Source organism: Cellvibrio sp. KY-YJ-3 (genome assembly GCF_008806955.1).
In the GTDB taxonomy this organism is placed as follows: domain Bacteria; phylum Pseudomonadota; class Gammaproteobacteria; order Pseudomonadales; family Cellvibrionaceae; genus Cellvibrio.
This window is the reverse complement of sequence record NZ_CP031727.1, coordinates 2316796-2335483: the sequence shown is the minus strand read 5'-3', so window position 1 is coordinate 2335483 and position 18688 is coordinate 2316796. Positions and strand designations below refer to the sequence as shown.

Genomic DNA, 18688 nt, shown 5'->3' with positions numbered 1-18688 from the left:
ATCAAAAAACATACACCAAGCATCATAACGAGAATTATTAATTGGGCATACAAGACCAAGCCAATACAATCTGCGTAAATTAGCACTACACTTAAAACACCAGTCACAAAAAACAAGACTACTTAATTACTCCGAGCAACCGCATCACCGATGCTAAGGAACACTATGAGCAACCTCAACCCCAATCAACCTATTTTGACAGAGCCAGGCGTTTATAAAACGGTTGATGCGTTGATATCACCCATCGACCAACTGAATGTGCTGTCCAAAATAGAGGTCGCGAAATTATTAGACTCCAGTCAAAGTGGACTCTACAAATTATTTCGCAACTGCTCACTTGCGGTACTCAATACCGGCAATGACCTGGATGACGGCAAAGAATTATTAGAGCGCTACAAAGACTTTGAAATCAGTATTGTGCAGCAGGAACGCGGCATAAAACTCGCCGTTAAAAACGCACCCGCCAATGCGTTTGTGGATGACAAAATGATTCGCGGTATTAGCGAGCACCTGTTTACCGTATTGCGCGATGTGATTTACACCAACGATGAAATTAATGGTAATCCAAAGTTTAATTTGGAAAGTTCAGAAGGTATCACCGACGCCGTTTTTCATATGCTGCGCAACGCCAATTTACTAAAACCCGGCCTGGATCCAAATTTGGTCGTATGCTGGGGCGGTCATTCCATCAATCGCATTGAATATGAATACACCAAAGAAATTGGTTATCAATTAGGCTTACGTAGCCTGGATATTTGTACTGGCTGCGGTCCTGGCGCCATGAAAGGCCCCATGAAAGGCGCCACCATTGGTCACGCCAAACAACGCATGCCCAATGGTCGTTACATTGGTATTACCGAGCCTGGAATTATCGCCGCTGAAGCACCCAATCCAATTGTTAATCAACTTACCATCATGCCGGATATTGAAAAACGGCTTGAGGCATTTGTGCGTCTTGGCCATGGCATTATTGTGTTCCCTGGTGGCGCAGGAACTACAGAAGAGATCCTCTATATTCTGGGCATTCTTTTGCATCCCGACAATAAGGATATCCCCTTTCCGCTGGTATTTACCGGCCCGACAAGCTCGGCAGATTATTTTGCACATATCGACCGCTTTATTGGTGACACCTTGGGCACTGAAGCGCAATCCCATTACAAAATTATCGTAAATGACCCAGAAGCAGTCGCACGTGAAATGAAAGAGGGTATTAAAAAAGTGCGCGAGTTCCGCAAGCAAAGTGATGATGCCTACTATTTTAATTGGCAACTCAAAATAAGCCCCGATTTACAGCAGCCGTTTATTCCCACTCACGAGAACATGCGTAATCTGGAACTTCACAAAAATCAACCGGTAAACCAATTGGCTGCAAACTTACGCCGGGCGTTTTCGGGCATAGTAGCGGGCAATGTGAAAGAGGAAGGCATTTGTGCGATTGAGAAGTTCGGCCATTTTGAGCTTCATGGCGATCCGGAAATTATGCACCCTGTGGATGAGCTACTAGAGTCTTTTGCGCGGGATAGCCGGATGAAACTACCCGGTAGAGCCTATATTCCCTGCTATAAAGTTATTAAGTAATGAGTCAACAGCGATTTTAGTTATACCCTGTAGTCAATGTCTCACAAAAGATACGGAGTTTAGCGACTATTCTGCCAGCCTGCGCGCAAGCATAATGATCACATCAAGGAAGTAGACAATGATGTGATCTGGCCAGGAAAGGTCAATGGATGCGCCCACCTGTTAGGGACGCGATGTCAGGAGACATCAAGGGATTGCGCTAGCGCAGGAGGAAAGGCGGTCAGGGAATCGAAGGGAATGTCGAGCAAATTGACTACTTCTACTAAGGGATAGTATCTGTACGGGGCCGCTTGCGGCCCCTACTTATTTTTACAGCCTAGATTTTTTACACCCTACGTTTTATTTCCAATCCCACCTTTTATTTCCAAACCCTACTTTTTCAACTCCGCAAGCTTTTCTTGCTCGCCCTGCGATGCTTGCCGCTTCACTTTTTCTTGTCGTTTCTGCTCGCGACGCGCCGCAAAAAATTCACTTAATTGATGCTGACACTCTTGCGCCATCAACCCACCAGCATAATTTACCCGATGGTTAAAATAATCGTTATCCAGCAATTGTGACTTACTGACTACCGCCCCCGCTTTTGGCTCTGTGGTACCAAACACCAATCGCGCAATACGCGCATGTACCAACGCGCCAACGCACATAGTGCACGGCTCCAAGGTGACGTAAATACTCGCGCCAACCAAACGGTAATTCTGCACCTGTTGTGCCGCTTGACGCAGGGCAATTATTTCCGCATGAGCAGTGGGGTCGTGACTGGTGATAGGTTGATTAAACCCCTCTCCCAATATTTTTTCGTCACACACGATAACAGCACCCACAGGCACCTCACCTAATTTTTCGCCTTGCGCAGCGAGTTGAAAAGCATAATCCATCCAATGCTTGTCCTGCTCCGAAAAAATGGATGCTGTACTTTCCACCGAATCAGGATTATTCACGATTGCTCATATTCCATTTGCGGGGCTAAAAAATGTGCCATTTCAGATTCACCCAGCGCACGCAAAAAACGAAAGCGAGGAATTGTCTCACCCGCCAACTCAACTGTTTCTGTAAACATCGCAAGGGGACGAACCCACCACGAATAGTCACCATAGAGACAGCGATAAAAAACTAACGGCTCGCGCGTTTCACTGTGATGCGCCACTTGAAATACAAAATAATCCTTACCTTTGTAATGGCGATACAAACCTGATTGCAGTGACATAAATTTACCTTTGGCCTTGCGGCAATCTCAAATAACGCCAGTCGATTTTAATTGTGCGATTCGTTCCGGCGAAAAACCCAACAGTGTTTGCAAAATATCCTGGGTGTGACTGCCAATCTCCCCACCCGGCCAATCGGTAGCGCCCGGTGTTTGCGCAAGTCGCGGCGCAATGGCAGGCAACTGCAACGGCTTACCATTAATCTCCACCTGTTCGAACATACCGCGCGCCACAAAATGTGGATCGGTAAACATATCTTTCACATTATAAATCGGGCCCGCCGGTACACGCGCTTGCTCAAGCAGTTGCAGAATCTCATCGGCATCCTTACTCATACACCAAGCGGCAAGCGCATTGTCAATTTCCAATTCGTGTTGCACGCGCCCGGCATTGTTGGCCATACGTGGGTCACTGGCCATTTCCGGATGCCCCGCCACCTGCATCAAGCGCTGGAAAATAGAATCGCCATTACCGCCAATCACCACATATTTGCCATTTTTGCAGCGATAAGTATTTGTCGGCACTATGCCCGTGACGGTAGTGCCCGAGGGTTCGCGAATCACACCCGCCCCCGAAAATTCCGGCACTACTGCCTCCATCAAATTAAACATGGATTCATAGAGCGCCACATCCACCACTTGCCCCTCGCCACTGTTATTACGCTCCAGCAGTGCGAGCGCAATACCGAGCGCAGCATGAATACCAGAAATGGTATCGCCAATACTTAAATTGGGGCGCACCGGCGCTTGATCGGGAAAACCATTCACATAGCGAAAGCCACTCATGCCTTCACACACGGATGCAAAACCCGGTTTTGTGGCATAAGGTCCAGTTTGACCATAACCGGAGATACGCGCGTAAATTAACCGGGGATTGGATCGTTTTAACACCTCCGGCCCAAGCCCCCAGGATTCCATCACCCCCGGGCGAAAATTTTCGATAACCACATCGGCACTATCCATTAATTGGCGCGCAATTTTTTGACCTTCGACGTGTTTTAAATCGAGCGTGATACTTTTTTTATTGCGGCCGATACTGCGCCACCAAAACGACGTACCATTATCCAGCACACGCCAATTGCGAATTGCATCGCCCTCCGGCGGTTCGATTTTAATAACTTCCGCACCAAAATAACCGAGCATGCAGCCCGCAAAAGGACCAGCTATTAATTGGCCAACTTCAATAATGCGCACGCCATCGAGTGGGCGTCTTTTATTGGCTGTGCTATTGAGTGGGTTATTTCCGGAGTTAATTGTTGAGCTATTTATAGATTCAGTCATTGATCGGTGCCATGTCCAAAATAATTTTGCCGATGTGCTGATTAGATTCCATATGACGATGCGCTGCCGCGACATCACTCAAAGCAAATACGGAATCAATCAATGGACTAATAGTTTTAGCTTTCACCAGCGGCCAAATGTTCAATTCCAATTCAGCGGCGATATTTGCTTTAACTGCAGCAGGTTGCGCGCGCAGAGTTGAACCGGTGAGTGTTAAGCGTTTGAGCATCAGCGGCATAAAATCGACCATTGTTTTACTGCCATTTAAAAAAGCAATGTTCACAATGCGCCCATCCTTAGCAGCCGCTGAAAAATTGCGCTGGATATAATCACCACCTACCATATCCAAAATTACATTGGCGCCCAACCCCTGCGTGAGCTGTTTAACCTCGGCGACAAAATCACGCTCGCGATAATTAATCGCTTGTGCGCCTAACCGCTCAATTGCCGCACATTTTGCAGCCGACCCCGCTGTCGCAATGATGTTAATTTCAAACGCACGCGCGATTTGGATTGCAGCAACACCGATACCGCTGGCACCGCCATGAATCAACAAGGTTTCGCCCGCTTGCAAATGTGCACGCTGAAAAAGGTTATGCCATACGGTAAAAAATGTTTCCGGTAGAGCCGCTGCCTGAACGTATGAATAATCTGCGGGCATAGGCAAACATTGCGCGGCTGGTGCGAGCGCGTAGTCGGCATAACCGCCACCATCCACCAAGGCGCAAACGTTATCGCCTAACTGCCAACGTTTCACATTCACTCCACACGCGACAATTTCGCCAGCCACTTCCAGCCCTAATATTGGTGACGCGTTTTCGGGCGCAGGGTACAAGCCTTGGCGCTGCAAAATGTCCGGACGATTAACTCCCGCTGCATAAACCTTTATCAAGACCTCGTCAGGTTTCGGTTCGGGTATAGCCATCTGCGCCAATTGCAAATTACTGGCATCGCCAAATCCTGTTAATGCTACGTAGCGCATTTCCACCTAAGGCTCCAGGCGATCAATCGACCAGGTACCATCTGCCTGCAAAGTGTATTGAAATCGGTCGTGTAACCGATGCGATCCACCTTGCCAGAATTCGATCTGATGTGGCTTGACTCTGAACCCACCCCAGAAATCCGGCACGGGAATTTCGCCTTTGGCAAACTTGTTCTTCATCGACTCAAACTGCTGCATTAACAACGCGCGCGATGAAATCGGGCGGCTTTGCTGTGATGCCCAAGCCCCTAACTGGCTTTCGCGCGGGCGCGAGACAAAATACTTGAGCACCTCAGCAGTTGATAATGGCTCAGCAGTGCCGCACACCTTCACTTGTCGCTCCAAAAAGAACCAAGGGAAATGCAGGCTCACTTTGGGATTTTGTTTCAATTCTTGCGCTTTACGGCTGTTGAGATTGGTATAAAACACAAACCCTTTTTCATCCAAATGTTTAAGCAACACAATGCGCTGTGACGGTTGACCACTGGCATCAACTGTTGCAACTGTCATGGCGTTAGGATCAGGGATACCGGATTTAATAGTTTGCTCCATCCACCACCCGAATTGCTCCAGCGGGTTGTCAGCCAAATCAGCCCTGTCCAAACCACCTTGTGTGTATTCGCGACGAAAGTCTTCGAGTTTAAGTTCCATACAGCCCCCTATAAACATAATGGGTGTGCATACTACTTGGCACACCGAGAAAAGCAATTTTGCTCAGAACTACTTGGTACGAACAGGCTGGCAGTTTGGGTAAAGCCACGCGTTCGAAATACAACTCACAACAAAAGCAATATATAAAACCAAGCATAATTACCAAATGAATTGCCATAAAAATGCCTGTTACTGTAAAAATCGTGGTGATGGTTCGGGGCAGCAGCTACACTATGGGATAGGCAACAATGATGATTAATGCGCCAAAAGCGCTCCGCCCCCAGCTAATCCAACATAGAGATTCTGAAGCAGTAAAACCTTATGAGTAATATTGAGTCGGTTGTAGGTGTGATTCTGGCAGGAGGCCTAGCCCGCCGTATGGGCGGTGGCGACAAATGCCTGCTCCCTCTGGCAGGTAAAACCCTATTGCAGCGCACCATTGAAAGAGCACAACCACAAGTTAAAAAATTACTGCTCAATGCCAACGGCAATAGCTTGCGCTTTGCCCGCACTCGCCTGCCCGTAGTGCCGGACGTATTTCCAAACAATCGCGGTCCCCTGGCGGGTATTCATGCAGCCCTCCAATGGATGCATAAAGATAATCCCGATGCAGAATGGCTGGTCAGTTTCGCTTCCGATACGCCGTTTTTCCCCTCCGATTTGGTATCAACGCTATTAGAAGCCGTCAATCAGTCTCATTCACAGTTAGCAATAGCCTCCTCACTCGCACGCAGGCACCCCACCTTTGCACTATGGCACGCTTCATTAATCAAGCCCATGGAGCAACAACTACAAAGCGATGAAATGCCTCGCTTGCAAGATTGGATGAGCGCACAAAATCCCGTAGAAGTCTCGTTTAGTGCGATTGACTACGACCCATTTTTCAATATCAATACTCCACAAGACTTGTACGCTGCCGAACCCATGGTACCGCTCATTAAGTAATACCAAACAGCGATTGGCGCGAGCAATCGCTCCATAAAAAACAACCTGTTATGCTCATGGCCTTCCGCGGCGAATAAATGGTGCAAGAGATGGCGTGGCGTTTTTTATGTGTTATTCAGTTTTATCTTCTTTTGGTGATCTATACCTATCTTGGGTTAACCCCTCACCCTGAAAATTCCGTTCCGGTATTCAATGATTTGTTGATGCACTTTGCAGGCTATGCTGTTGCAGCCATCTCTATTAATTTTGCCCGGCCTTACTGGCCAGGGTGGCAACAAGCAGTGGTACTAATTCTTTATTCCATCGCCATAGAAATTGCACAGCATTTTAATCCACCGCGCACATTTAGCATTGCAGACATTATCGCCAACACCACCGGTGTAGCTTTAGGTCTCGCAATAATATTTATACTGACAAGATATTGCTCTTGGTTTTCCAGTTTACTTTTCTGGAAAATAAAAGCGCGAGGCAACACCAGCAATAACGATAGTTAAAAATAAAGGGCTAGATCATGACCAAATTATCACTCTCAATCCTGAGCCTGGTAATTTTTTGCATAGCAGAATATTGCCTCGCAGAAAACATTATCGACCCAAAGAGCAACACCCGTAAATTAATCGATGCAGCACTTGCGCAAACGGCGACAGCCGTTACTTACAATGGCACCTATTTTAAAATCGCTTACCCGATGGGCGATGTGCCTGCAGAGTTTGGGGTCTGCACTGATGTAATCATTCGCGCTTATCGAAAGCTCGGCATAGACCTGCAACAATTAGTGCATGAAGATATGCGCAGTAATTTTTCGCTTTACCCTGCAAGACGCAATTGGAATCAAACCAAAACCGATACCAATATTGATCATCGCCGCGTGCCCAACCTGCAAACTTTCTTTACGCGACATGGCAAAAAATTAGCTATATCACTTAAACCGCACGATTATCAGGCGGGCGATCTGGTTACCTGGATGCTACCCGGGAACTTGCCGCATATTGGCATTGTGACAGACCAACATTCCAGCGATGACCTTCGCCCCCTAATTGTCCACAACATAGGTGCAGGCCCTGAACTGGAAGACATGTTATTCGACTACACAATTACCGGGCACTATCGCTACGCATTATTTTGAACTGCTGATTCAAAAACTGCTCGGCAATGTTTATAGATGGCTGTAACCATGGGTCGAACAACCAGAAGGAGTGTGGTGAGTCTGGAATTTTTGAAACCTGATAAGCAATTCCAAACGGTTTCATTTTTTCGATCATCTCTTCATGCCCAACACTAAACCGTGGTTGTGCGCTGATTAAAAATAAAATCGGTGGTGTATTTTTGTTGACATAAAATGTAGGCGAAGCCTCATACCACAAGTCTGTTTTTTCTGCGTAGCGCCCACCAAACCAAAAACCTGCCGCTGAAGGATTTTTACGCGGATCATCCTCATGCAGTCGTGCCGCTTCCGAGGTAAAGTCAGAGAGACCATCGATATTAATAATTGCCTGAACATCACTTGATATGCGCGAGCGATGCAATTGCGGATCAAATTTTTCAAGTCCGTTGGTCACGCCCGTTAAACTGGCAATTTGCCCACCAGCAGAACCGCCGGCCACCGCAATCTGCTGAGGATTGACACCATATTTTTTGGCATTACTGCGCAACCAACGAATGGCAGCTTTTACATCGTGGATTGCGGCAGGATATTTTGCCTCACCTGCCAAACGGTAACTTATTGTCGCCGTCACATAACCACGCTGTGCAAGGCCAATTGCCATAGGTGTGAAATTAGTACGATAGCCTGAGCGCCAGCCACCACCATGAACAAATACAACACCAGGTTTTAAATGAGTAATAGAAGATTCAGGTAAATATAAATCCAGCTGCAAGGCGCGCTTGCCATAGCGAACATAGGTTATATTTTTTATTTCAACGACAGAATCAGGCACATCCCGGCGGGCAATGGTGATAAAAGGATAATCAGCGGCGAGCTTTTGATAGGTGGTTTCAGGGGTGTAAGTATTGCTCGGGTCATCAACTTGAGTAATCGTTTGACAGCCTAACAACACAAATAGAACAGCACAACTAATCATTTTCAGGAATTGGTTCATCGTATTATCGCTCGCAAGAGGAAATTAAATGACCGAAAAATGCCGACTTTTTATATTTTTTAAATCACAACATTAAAACAAAAAGGGTCAGCAATTGCTGACCCTTTTTGTAAACCATCTATATTGATGATTACAACAACAAACGTCTTACATCCGCTATTACAGCTGTCAAATAAGTAAAGAAGCGGCCGGCATCTGCACCATTAATCGCACGGTGGTCATAAGACAGGGACAGCGGCAGCATATTACGTGGAATAAACTCTTTACCATTCCACACTGGTTTCATTTGCGCGCGAGACACACCAAGAATAGCAACTTCAGGCGCGTTCACAATCGGGGTAAAACCATTACCACCCGCAGCACCAAGGCTGGAAATAGTGAAACAACCACCTTGCATATCAGCGGGCAACAACTTGCCATCACGGGCTTTTTTCGCAATCGCATTGATTTCGTCAGTTAATTCCCACAGCCCTTTTTTGTCCACGTTACGGATAACAGGAACCATCAGGCCGTTAGGGGTATCTACCGCGATACCAATGTGCACGTATTTTTTCTGCACGATACTTTCGCCATCGTGATGCAAAGATACATTGAAACTTGGCTCTGCAACCAACGCAGCAGCACAAGCTTTCATAATGAAAGGCAATGGAGTCAGTTTGCTGCCGCGTTTTTCCGCTTCAGCTTTCAAACCATTGCGGAAAGCTTCCAAGTCAGTGATGTCCGCATCGTCCCACTGGGTAACATGAGGAACGTTTAACCAGTTGCGGGTCATATTGTCCGCAGTGATTTTTTTCACTTTACTCATTTTGATGGTTTCGATTTCGCCAAATTTGGAGAAATCAACCGCTGGAACACGCGGAATACCTGAACCACCACCCATTGGAGCGCCAGATTGAGCGGCAACAACAATCGGTTTTACGTAAGCGCGAACGTCATCTTTCAATAAACGACCACGAGGACCAGTGCCAGACACTTTGCCCATATCGACACCCAGTTGGCGAGCCAACTTGCGCACAGCGGGACCGGCGTACACATCACCGGTTTGCTCAACATCAATAGCCGGCGCAACAGCCTTCGCTACTTCTGCTTTAGGAGCAGGGGCAGCCGCCGCGACAGGGGCAGGCTCAGCCTTTACGGGCGCAGCAGCCACAGCAGGTGCACCACCAGTAGTAGCCAACACACCAATCACAGCACCTTGAGATACTTTATCGCCAACCTTGACGGCAAGACTCACAATTTTACCAGCGGCTTCAGCCGGTATTTCCATCGAAGCTTTGTCAGTCTCAAGCACGATCAATGAATCGCCTGCAGCAACCTCATCACCCACTTTTACAGAAATTTCGATAACTTCCACGCCTTCGGCACCACCGATATCAGGCACAACCATTGGCACTTCGGCGCTGGTTGCTGCCGCAACGGGTGCTGATACTGGCGCTGCTGCAGCGGCAACAGGAGCAGCTTGCGGAGCTGGCGCCGCTTCACTGGCACCTTCCGCTTCTACTTCGAGTAATAAACTATCTTGCGATACTTTATCGCCAAGATTCACTTTAATAGCGACAACCTTGCCTGCTTTATCGGCCGGGATTTCCATTGAAGCCTTGTCGGTTTCAAGCACGACAATTGAATCACCTTCGGCGATAACATCACCCACCTTTACGGAGATTTCAATTACTTCAACGCCTTCTGCGCCGCCAATATCAGGCACTTTAATAGTTTGAATTGCCACTGTAGTTCCTCACTAATCGGTTATTTCTACATTCGATAAAATGTTTTTGACGAATACAAACAACATCGCCCTCTTTGTGAGAGGGCGATGGTTTTATACGCTCATCGGATCCGCTTTTTCTGGATCAATACCAAACTTCTTGATGGCTTTAGCAACAACATCAGCCTTAATCTTGCCTTGGTCAGCCAAGGACTTGAGTGCAGCAATCACCACAAAATAACGGTTAACTTCAAAGAAGTGACGTAATTGAGTGCGAGTATCACTGCGACCAAAACCTTCAGTACCCAGCACGGTGTAGTGACCTGGAATGTAGGCACGCAGCTGCTCGGAGTAGGTTTTCAAGTTGTCGGTAGAGATAATGAATGGGCCTTCAGCGCCTTCCAATACCTGGGTGATATAGGGTTTACGCTGTGCAGCTGCTGGGTTCAGCATATTCCAGCGAGTCGCACGCTGACCATCGCGGGTCAGTTCATTCACACTGGTTACACTCCACACATCCGCTTCCACATCAAATTCGCTACGCAGGATTTCTGCAGCAAAACGCACTTCACGTAAAATGGTACCAGCACCCATCAATTGAACGCGGTTTTTGGCTTTACCAACGCCCTTCTCCAATTGATAAATACCTTTAATGATGCCGTCTTCCGCACCTTCGGGCATATCGGGGTGTTGATAATTTTCATTCATCAATGAAATGTAATAGAAGACATTTTCATTGTCGTGATACATGCGTTTCATACCATCCTGAATGATCACCGCTAATTCATAAGCGTAGGTAGGATCATAAGAACGGCAGTTAGGGATGGTGTTAGCAAATACATGGCTATGGCCATCCTGATGCTGCAAACCTTCACCATTCAAAGTAGTACGACCAGCAGTAGCGCCCATCAAGAAGCCGCGCGCCTGAGAATCACCAGCAGCCCACGCCAAGTCACCAATACGTTGGAAACCAAACATGGAGTAATAGATATAGAAAGGAATCATTGGCTTTTTGTAATTGCTGTAAGCCGTTGCAGCCGCAATCCAGGAAGCCATAGAACCTGCTTCGTTAATGCCCTCTTCCAGAATTTGACCAGTAGCCGATTCGTGGTAGGACATCATTTGGCCAGCATCATGTGGGGTGTATTTTTGACCTTCGGATGAATAAATACCGATGGTTTTAAACATCCCTTCCATACCAAAAGTACGTGCTTCGTCCGGTACTATAGGTACGATTTGTTTGCCAATATTTTTGTCTTTCACCAGCGATGAAAGAATACGCACAAAGCTCATGGTGGTGGAAATTTCACGCTCGCCAGTAGACTTCAACTGGGCAGCAAAGGCATCCAACGCTGGCACCAGCAAGGGATCAAAACTGGCATTACGTGAAGGCACAAAACCTTTAAGTTCTTTGCGGCGGCTCTTCATGTATTGCATTTCAGGACTGTCTTCTGCCGGGCGATAGTACGGCAACTTCGGCAGATCTTCGTCGCTAATGGGCAATTCAAAACGGTCACGGAATTTTTTCAGGCTTTCAATATCAAGTGCTTTTACCGAGTGAGTTTTATTAATCGCCTCACCGGAAGTACCCATACCGTAGCCTTTTACGGTTTGAGCCAGAATAACGGTTGGTTTGCCTTTGGTATTAATTGCTTGATGGTAAGCGTTGTATACCTTATGACTATCATGACCACCACGAGCCAAAGCCATAATCTGGTCATCGGTCATGTCTTTGACCAACTCCAGCAATTCAGGATACTTACCAAAGAAATGTTCACGAGTGTAAGCGCCGCCGTTGGCTTTGTAGTTTTGCATTTCGCCATCGACAACTTCGTCCATGCGTTTCTGCAACAAACCAGTTTTGTCTTTAGCAAGCAGTTCGTCCCAACCACGTCCCCACAGAACCTTGATTACGTTCCAGCCAGCGCCGCGGAAAACACCTTCCAATTCTTGTACGATTTTACTGTTACCGCGCACGGGGCCATCCAAGCGCTGCAGGTTACAGTTGATGACAAAAATCAGATTGTCCAGTTTCTCACGTGTTGCCAGTGAGATAGCGCCCAAGCTTTCCGGCTCATCACATTCGCCATCACCCAGGAATGCCCATACCTTGCGATCAGTAACAGGAATTAAACTGCGCGCTTCCATGTAGCGGTTAAAGCGAGCTTGATAAATCGCTTTGATTGGGCCAAGGCCCATAGATACAGTAGGGAACTGCCAGTAATCCGGCATCAGCCATGGGTGGGGATAAGAAGATAAACCGCCACCATTCACTTCACGGCGGAAGTTGTCCAGATGACTCTCGCTCAAACGGCCTTCAACAAAAGAGCGAGCATACATACCCGGGGAAACATGCCCCTGAAAGTAAATCAAATCGCCCGGAGTATCGCCATCGTTACCGCGGAAAAAATGATTGAAACCTACGTCATATAAGGTTGCAGAGGATGCAAAGGATGCAATGTGACCACCCAAGCCTTCATCGTTATCGTTCGCTTTCATCACCATCGCCATGGCATTCCAGCGAATAATTGAACGTATTTTACGCTCCATGGCGTAATCACCCGGAGACTTAATTTCTTTCTCTACAGGGATAGTATTTATGTAGGGGGTTTTGATAGAAGAAGGCTGCTCAATGCCATGACTGACAGCAGACTCGGACAGGGATTTTAATATTTCTGCGGCGCGATCTTTTCCCGCATGACGAACAACTGACCGAAGGGCGTCTAGCCACTCTTTTGTTTCAATGGCATTGATATCTTGTTGCATTCAAATCTCCTCAGCTATGCGCAATAACGCACATCATGTAGCAGTAGTATCTAATACAGGAATTTGGATCTGGGCTTCATGCAAAAACAGGCACAAAGTAAAAAGTGCTGTAATATCATGGAGTTACAGGAGGAACATTCCTTTTACTTGTGTAAAAAATCCACGAATTCTTGCATAAGTGTGAATTTTTTACCAGCCCTAGCCAACACGGTAACACTCTGGAGGGGCACAACTTTAGTGCACAGATCGCTGCACCGAGCGCTGTTCATAACTCAAAGCCATGAAAAACACGCACTCAAAACAGGGAACGCATTATTACCTAAGGTTTGTATTTCACCAAGCAATAAACAGTAAAAAAAATGATAATTTTTAGGGCTAAAAGCACAACAAATAACGCACAAAAATGCAGCACATCCGCCATTGAGCGCCCCAAAAAATAACATTCCCGATTATGGCATCACTGTTCTATTCATTTGTTTTTTGTAAGCAGGCAGACTCTGAATTTCAGAAAAATTATCGCGCTGGTCAAATGCTATTGAGGTGAGCCAGAGGCGTCTGTTTTTATTCAGAAAAACTCTTGCGTAAAATTCATTAAGCGAATCAACAGTGATTGCAGCGACAGCTTCTGCCAATAAATCGCGGCGCATAAAAGTTTCGTCATAGGATGTAATCGAAGCCCAGTAACGCTCAGATTGCTCCTTGAGTGAACGCGCAGGCTCTTGCAACTTTTTAATTAAAGACTGCTGATTCATCGCAAAATTATCAGCCAGTATAGAAGCCTGTTCATCTAAAAACAGATCTATCTGCGCCATAATCTCCGCTTCATTCGAAGAGGGCGATTGCACAACGAACAAACTATTTTCAAGATCCAGCAATGGGGCGGGAAGCACACCCACGATATAACCTAATTGTTTTTCAGTTCTTAATTGATGATAAAACGCTGGCTGAAGCAACTGCCGGATTAACATCATATGCGCGGCATCCACCGCTGAGGCAGAAGGACTTTGAATAAATAACTCAACAACACGATCGCTGTGATCAAGCGAGTGAGTGTAGAGCCATGGTTTTGCGGAATCCTCCGGCAGCATCAACTGAACCACTGGCGACACTTCTCGCCCAGCGCGACGGTTTAATAACTCATGCTCAACCAATACGGCCAGCTTCAAGGCTTCCGCACGGAAATAATTGCCATAAAATAATCCATCTGCCGTTGCATCAATTAATTGCCGAGTGACAAATTGATTAAATTGCTCATAGCTTTTACGCTCTAACGCATCAATAAGCTCAGCATTAGACCAGGATGGTTCCAGTTGCAGCGCGGCAATTTGCTGCGCAAGAACTTGATAAGGCATGTCTTTATTTTTGTTGCGCCAACTGCGCAGCAAATTTTCTTTCAGCAATAGAAAACGCTCTTCTTTAAATCGCCCTGCATTTATCGCCGTTATAATTTTATTCATCAACATACCCTGCCGACCTGAATAACCGAATATACCCAAGTCATAGCCGCGCCCGTTGGCAGTGAGCGTAAAATCAATACCCGCCAAACTAGCGGGATAAGCAAACTCATTTAATTGATCAACAATTAATGCTGCAAACAATTGTGCTTGTGCCGCCCCCTCTGCATTGGCAGCCACTAATGGTGACTTAATACGCAGGTTAATTTGCGCGCGCGGCTGTTTAAATTCCCGGTCCTGTGAAAACCAGACACGCATATTGGAATTGCGATAAATAATCTTGGGACGCACATCTTGAACTACACCGCGCTGTTCAAGCATTGAGCCCGCTTTTACTGAAAGACGCTTGGGTATAAACAGGTTTTTTTCTGGCAGGAATAATTCTTGTCGTACAGTAGGCTTTAATTCAAGAATTTCGGGGATTTGCGCCCGCAATGAGAATGGCGCTGAATATAGTTTTGAAACACGATAGGGTTCGACATCAGGAGCTACCAAGACCAATAGTAGATTTTGGCTATTTAAAAATGACAGGCTTTTTTCAATTAAATTTGCATCAAAATCAGCGTAGATATAATCGCCACGCAAAATATCACGCGGCTCGTACTGACCCATCTTTTGAGCGAATGCACTAACAGTCTCCATTGGCGCCCGCTTTTCCTGATAATGAAAATCCAAATCAGCCAGCTGTTGTAATTCGCCGTAGCGCCAGGAGGATGCACCGCGCACTTTGAGTTGTTCGATGGAATGAAAAACCAGTGACACTATCTGATCGCGCGCGCGAACACCTTGTGGGGTTAATTGAATACTCAATTGAAAGACGGCATCGCTGCGGCTATGCAAACTGGTTCCTGCATACACACCTTCTGCCCAGCCCAAGCGTTTTAATAACGACAACAAACTGCCACGGCCTTCATGGCCGAGCAGATGCGCTATGTAGGCATAAGGTTTTTTGCGATAAAACTGGTCGGGATTGGGAATAGGAAAGTTAAAGGTAAGTTGGCGCAGTTCTTTTTCCGGTTTGATTTCAAGGCTTGCAGGCAAGCCTGATGGATCAAATAGCGGTGGATACGCTGCTTCAATATTGATATCGCGTTTGGCAACACTACTGAATCTATCGCGCACCATTGCCTCAAGGTTATTGAGGGGCTCCGGGCCAAGCACCACCAAACTCATCAAATGCGACGAATAGTGTTGCTCGTAAAAACGGATCATGTCATCGCGCACCGGATTATTTTCGCGATCAGCCAATGTTGTCAAATTACCTACCGAAAACTTCGCACCTGGGTGCGCAGGATTCATCAATTCGCGATAAACATCCCATTCACGGCGCGCATCATCTTTCAACTTGGCCATGTATTCCGAATGCACGGCATTGCGCTCGCGCTCTACGTATTCGTCGGAAAATAACGGCGCTACGAAAAACTGGGAAAATCGATCCAGCGCTGGCGCTAACTGATCTTTGTCGATTTCAAAAAAATAGTTGGTATTTTCGGCCGCCGTAAATGCGTTATAGCGGCCACCATGTTGGGAGATAAATTCTTGGTACTCACCGGCTTGGGGATACTTTTCAGTCCCCAGAAACAGCATGTGCTCAAGAAAGTGTGCAAGTCCTGTGCGATCAACCGGGTTTTGATTGGCTCCCACTTGAATATCGAGGGCCGCCGCAGCTTTTTCAGTGGTGGGGTCAGAAATCAATAGCACCCGCAATTGGTTTTCCAATATCAGGTAACGATAGTCGCGCTTGTCATTTTCGCTTTTAACTATGGCAAGCGGACTATAGCCGGCTTTGGGTAGATCCTCTTGCTGCGCAAGGAGCAACGAGCTTGCCAAAACAAAGGCAAGCGCCGTTAGCAGCACCAGACACGTTCGCGGATTCATTTGATAAGGCAATATCGGCATAACAAACTCACTTCAGCATTCGTAGGCAGCCAGATTCCTGGGGGCCGTACCATGATCGCTCCAGCAAGACAATGCGGACGGATCATATGTGATTAACTCATCCACTTGGCTTTCAAGGCGGTGATACAAGTGGTTTTCTCAGCAAATAACAGTAGACACCATCGCGCGCCTCGTGCCCCAGCAACTCAATGCCACTGATATTGGCATAGGCCTGAAAGTCGCGCACTGAGCCAGCATCGGTAGCCAACACTCTCAACACTTCTGCGGGTTTCAAGTCGCGTAGTGCTTGCTTGGCTTTTAATAACGGCATGGGGCAACGCAGCCCTTTGGCATCCAATTCAACATTTACCGGCAGAATAAAACAATCAAGTGAGTCATTCAAAGTGAGTTACTCATATTCGGAGCATCCCCATACACATCAAAGATAGCCAAGACAAATCCAGGAATGTCGCATTAAAAACGGCGTTTCAAACAACAATTTCTACCCAACAACGAACCAGCCGCTCTAAAGAAGGTCTCAAAGGGTTGCTAACCTATTCTTTACGCGCCAAAAAGGCTAGAGTTGCGCCCTATTTTTTGTCTGCTTCAAACACTCATGCCATCGACTTCGGGAGCCGATATTTACCGTGTCCACGCTTTTAAAACGCATCCTTACCTTGACTGCCAAGCGCTTGCTCGCGCCGCTTGGAGTGGCATCCTTACTGGTTTCCAGCCTGCTTATTAATCCTTTTGCGAGCCATGCCGAGATTGAACTACCGAATCTGGGTGATACCAGTTCAATCATGATCTCACCGGTGCAAGAGAAGATTCTTGGTCAACGCTGGCTTAGGGCCTATCGCAGCCAGGTACCTACTTCATCGGACCCGCTGATTATTGATTACCTTGAGCAACTTTTTGCTCGCCTCCTCCCCCATAGCCAGCTGGATGATAAACGCATTGATCTGGTTGTGGCACAAAACAACACACTCAATGCATTTGCAGTGCCCGGTAACATCATTGGGGTACATACGGGGCTACTCAACTATGCCAAAACCGAAAACCAGTTAGCGGCGGTACTTGCCCATGAAATGGGACACCTAAGCCAGCGCCACTATGCACGCCGCCTGGAACAACAAAAAAATATGATGATGCCAATGCTGGCAGGCATGCTCGCGGGCTTAGTGCTCGCCGCGAACAGTAATAGCGATGCTGGCGTAGCCGCGATTATGGGCACCCAGGCTGCAGCACAGCAGGCATCGCTCGCATTTAGCCGTCAAAATGAGCAAGAGGCAGACCGCATAGGCATGCAAACCATGATTCAAGCCGGCCTCGACCCTCATGCAGCGGCGGATATGTTTGAAGAGATGGTGCGTGCCAACCGTCTTAATCGCCGCCCCCCGAATACCTGCTAACTCACCCGGTGAGTGAAACCCGGGTGGCCGACGCCCGCAACCGCGCCATGCAATACGCACGCAAGCCTGCGGAGGATGACTTGGAGTTCCAACTTATGCGCAGCCGGGTACGTGTAGATGCAGAGGAAACTCCCCAAATTGCCGCGCGGATGTTTAAAAGTGAATTGGATAGGGAATCAACTTATCCCGATGCCAGCCGTTATGGCTGGGCACTGGCACTGACCAGATCGAGCCAGTTTGATGCAGCGCGCGAAGCCCTGGCACCACTGCTGCAAAAAGAACCGGAACGCATCACCTATCAAATCATGCGCGCCGATATCGAAGTCGCCGCAGAGCGCTACAAAGCAGGACTGGAAATCATTGAGAACCAGCTACAGAAATATCCCAACAGCCATCCACTGATTATTCGCCACGCCGAAGCCTTGATGAAAGCGGGAATTTACCAACAGTGTGCCGACATTCTTGATCGCTATTCGCGCAAGCGCAGCAACGATGACTATGTGTGGTATTTGTTGGCAGAAGTGAACGGTTTAGCCGGCAATATTTTAGGTGTGCATGAAGCGCGCGCTGAATATTTTATTTTGAATGGAGTTTATGATCGGGCCCAAATCCAATTGCGCAATGCCTTAAAACTAACGCAAGGAAATGGCTACCGCACTGCACTGCTTGAAGAGCGGCTAAAATATGTTGAAGCGCAAATGCAGCAGCAAGGCTTTTAAATCAGCACATAGGTTTT

16 protein-coding genes are annotated in these 18688 nt (G+C 47.2%); 6 read left to right on the top strand and 10 right to left on the bottom strand.

Annotation, left to right across the window (positions count from 1 at the left end):
* Nucleotides 1-165: 165 nt before the first annotated feature.
* A complete protein-coding gene (gene ppnN / locus D0B88_RS09910) occupies nt 166-1578 on the top strand; it encodes a nucleotide 5'-monophosphate nucleosidase PpnN (RefSeq protein WP_151056843.1) in 1413 nt (470 codons plus the stop codon).
* 371 nt (nt 1579-1949) lie between these two features.
* Here ppnN and tadA read toward each other — a convergent pair whose 3' ends face one another.
* From tadA to pdxH, 5 genes are read right to left on the bottom strand one after another with little or no spacing between them, the layout of a single operon-like run.
* Complete coding sequence (gene tadA / locus D0B88_RS09905; protein ID WP_151056841.1) at nt 1950-2516, bottom strand: tRNA adenosine(34) deaminase TadA; 567 nt, start codon at nt 2514-2516, stop codon at nt 1950-1952.
* A complete protein-coding gene (locus D0B88_RS09900) occupies nt 2513-2782 on the bottom strand; it encodes a DUF1653 domain-containing protein (protein ID WP_151056839.1) in 270 nt (89 codons plus the stop codon). The genes tadA and D0B88_RS09900 overlap by 4 nt, the downstream gene beginning before the upstream one ends.
* Nucleotides 2783-2809: 27 nt before the next feature.
* The gene (locus D0B88_RS09895) at nt 2810-4060 is read right to left on the bottom strand and encodes a CaiB/BaiF CoA-transferase family protein (RefSeq protein WP_151056837.1); all 1251 of its coding nucleotides are present in this window, start codon (nt 4058-4060) and stop codon (nt 2810-2812) included.
* Complete coding sequence (locus D0B88_RS09890) at nt 4053-5042, bottom strand: NAD(P)H-quinone oxidoreductase (RefSeq protein WP_191966575.1); 990 nt, start codon at nt 5040-5042, stop codon at nt 4053-4055. Before D0B88_RS09890 ends, D0B88_RS09895 begins: the two co-directional genes overlap by 8 nt.
* Nucleotides 5043-5048: 6 nt before the next feature.
* A complete protein-coding gene (gene pdxH, locus D0B88_RS09885; RefSeq protein WP_151056833.1) occupies nt 5049-5693 on the bottom strand; it encodes a pyridoxamine 5'-phosphate oxidase in 645 nt (214 codons plus the stop codon).
* A 321-nt stretch (nt 5694-6014) separates the two neighbouring features.
* Here pdxH and mobA point away from each other — a divergent pair, with 321 nt between their 5' ends.
* The 3 genes from mobA (at nt 6015) to D0B88_RS09870 (ending at nt 7764) form a co-directional block, all read left to right on the top strand.
* On the top strand, nt 6015-6638 hold the full coding sequence (gene mobA / locus D0B88_RS09880) for a molybdenum cofactor guanylyltransferase MobA (RefSeq protein WP_007642936.1): 624 nt from the start codon (nt 6015-6017) through the stop codon (nt 6636-6638).
* A 77-nt stretch (nt 6639-6715) separates the two neighbouring features.
* A complete protein-coding gene (locus D0B88_RS09875) occupies nt 6716-7132 on the top strand; it encodes a VanZ family protein (RefSeq protein ID WP_007642937.1) in 417 nt (138 codons plus the stop codon).
* Nucleotides 7133-7149: 17 nt separating this feature from the next.
* Nucleotides 7150-7764 (top strand): DUF1287 domain-containing protein, encoded by a 615-nt coding sequence (locus tag D0B88_RS09870; RefSeq protein WP_007642938.1) that lies wholly within the window; start codon nt 7150-7152, stop codon nt 7762-7764.
* On the opposite strand, the gene D0B88_RS09865 is transcribed toward D0B88_RS09870, so the two are convergent.
* From D0B88_RS09865 to D0B88_RS09845, 5 genes are all read right to left on the bottom strand, one after another.
* Entirely contained in the window at nt 7733-8737 is a 1005-nt protein-coding gene (locus tag D0B88_RS09865) for an alpha/beta hydrolase (RefSeq protein ID WP_151056831.1), read from the bottom strand. The two genes, D0B88_RS09870 and D0B88_RS09865, sit on opposite strands and share 32 nt — an antisense overlap.
* Nucleotides 8738-8867: 130 nt before the next feature.
* Nucleotides 8868-10463 (bottom strand): dihydrolipoyllysine-residue acetyltransferase, encoded by a 1596-nt coding sequence (gene aceF, locus D0B88_RS09860; protein WP_151056829.1) that lies wholly within the window; start codon nt 10461-10463, stop codon nt 8868-8870.
* Nucleotides 10464-10556: 93 nt separating this feature from the next.
* Complete coding sequence (gene aceE / locus D0B88_RS09855) at nt 10557-13208, bottom strand: pyruvate dehydrogenase (acetyl-transferring), homodimeric type (protein WP_007642943.1); 2652 nt, start codon at nt 13206-13208, stop codon at nt 10557-10559.
* Between the two features lie 449 nt (nt 13209-13657).
* The gene (locus tag D0B88_RS09850) at nt 13658-16561 is read right to left on the bottom strand and encodes an insulinase family protein (RefSeq protein WP_225318312.1); all 2904 of its coding nucleotides are present in this window, start codon (nt 16559-16561) and stop codon (nt 13658-13660) included.
* A gap of 112 nt (nt 16562-16673) precedes the next feature.
* The gene (locus D0B88_RS09845; protein WP_007642952.1) at nt 16674-16943 is read right to left on the bottom strand and encodes a sulfurtransferase TusA family protein; all 270 of its coding nucleotides are present in this window, start codon (nt 16941-16943) and stop codon (nt 16674-16676) included.
* Between the two features lie 244 nt (nt 16944-17187).
* On the opposite strand from D0B88_RS09845, the gene D0B88_RS19125 reads away from it, so the two are divergent.
* Both D0B88_RS19125 and D0B88_RS19120 read left to right on the top strand, forming a co-directional pair.
* Nucleotides 17188-17952, top strand: a complete 765-nt coding sequence (locus tag D0B88_RS19125; protein WP_225318311.1) for a M48 family metallopeptidase — start codon at nt 17188-17190, stop codon at nt 17950-17952.
* 23 nt (nt 17953-17975) lie between these two features.
* Nucleotides 17976-18671 carry a M48 family metallopeptidase gene (locus D0B88_RS19120; RefSeq protein ID WP_225318310.1) on the top strand — a complete coding sequence of 232 codons (696 nt, stop codon included), beginning with the start codon at nt 17976-17978 and terminating at the stop codon, nt 18669-18671.
* Nucleotides 18672-18688 lie beyond the last annotated feature (17 nt).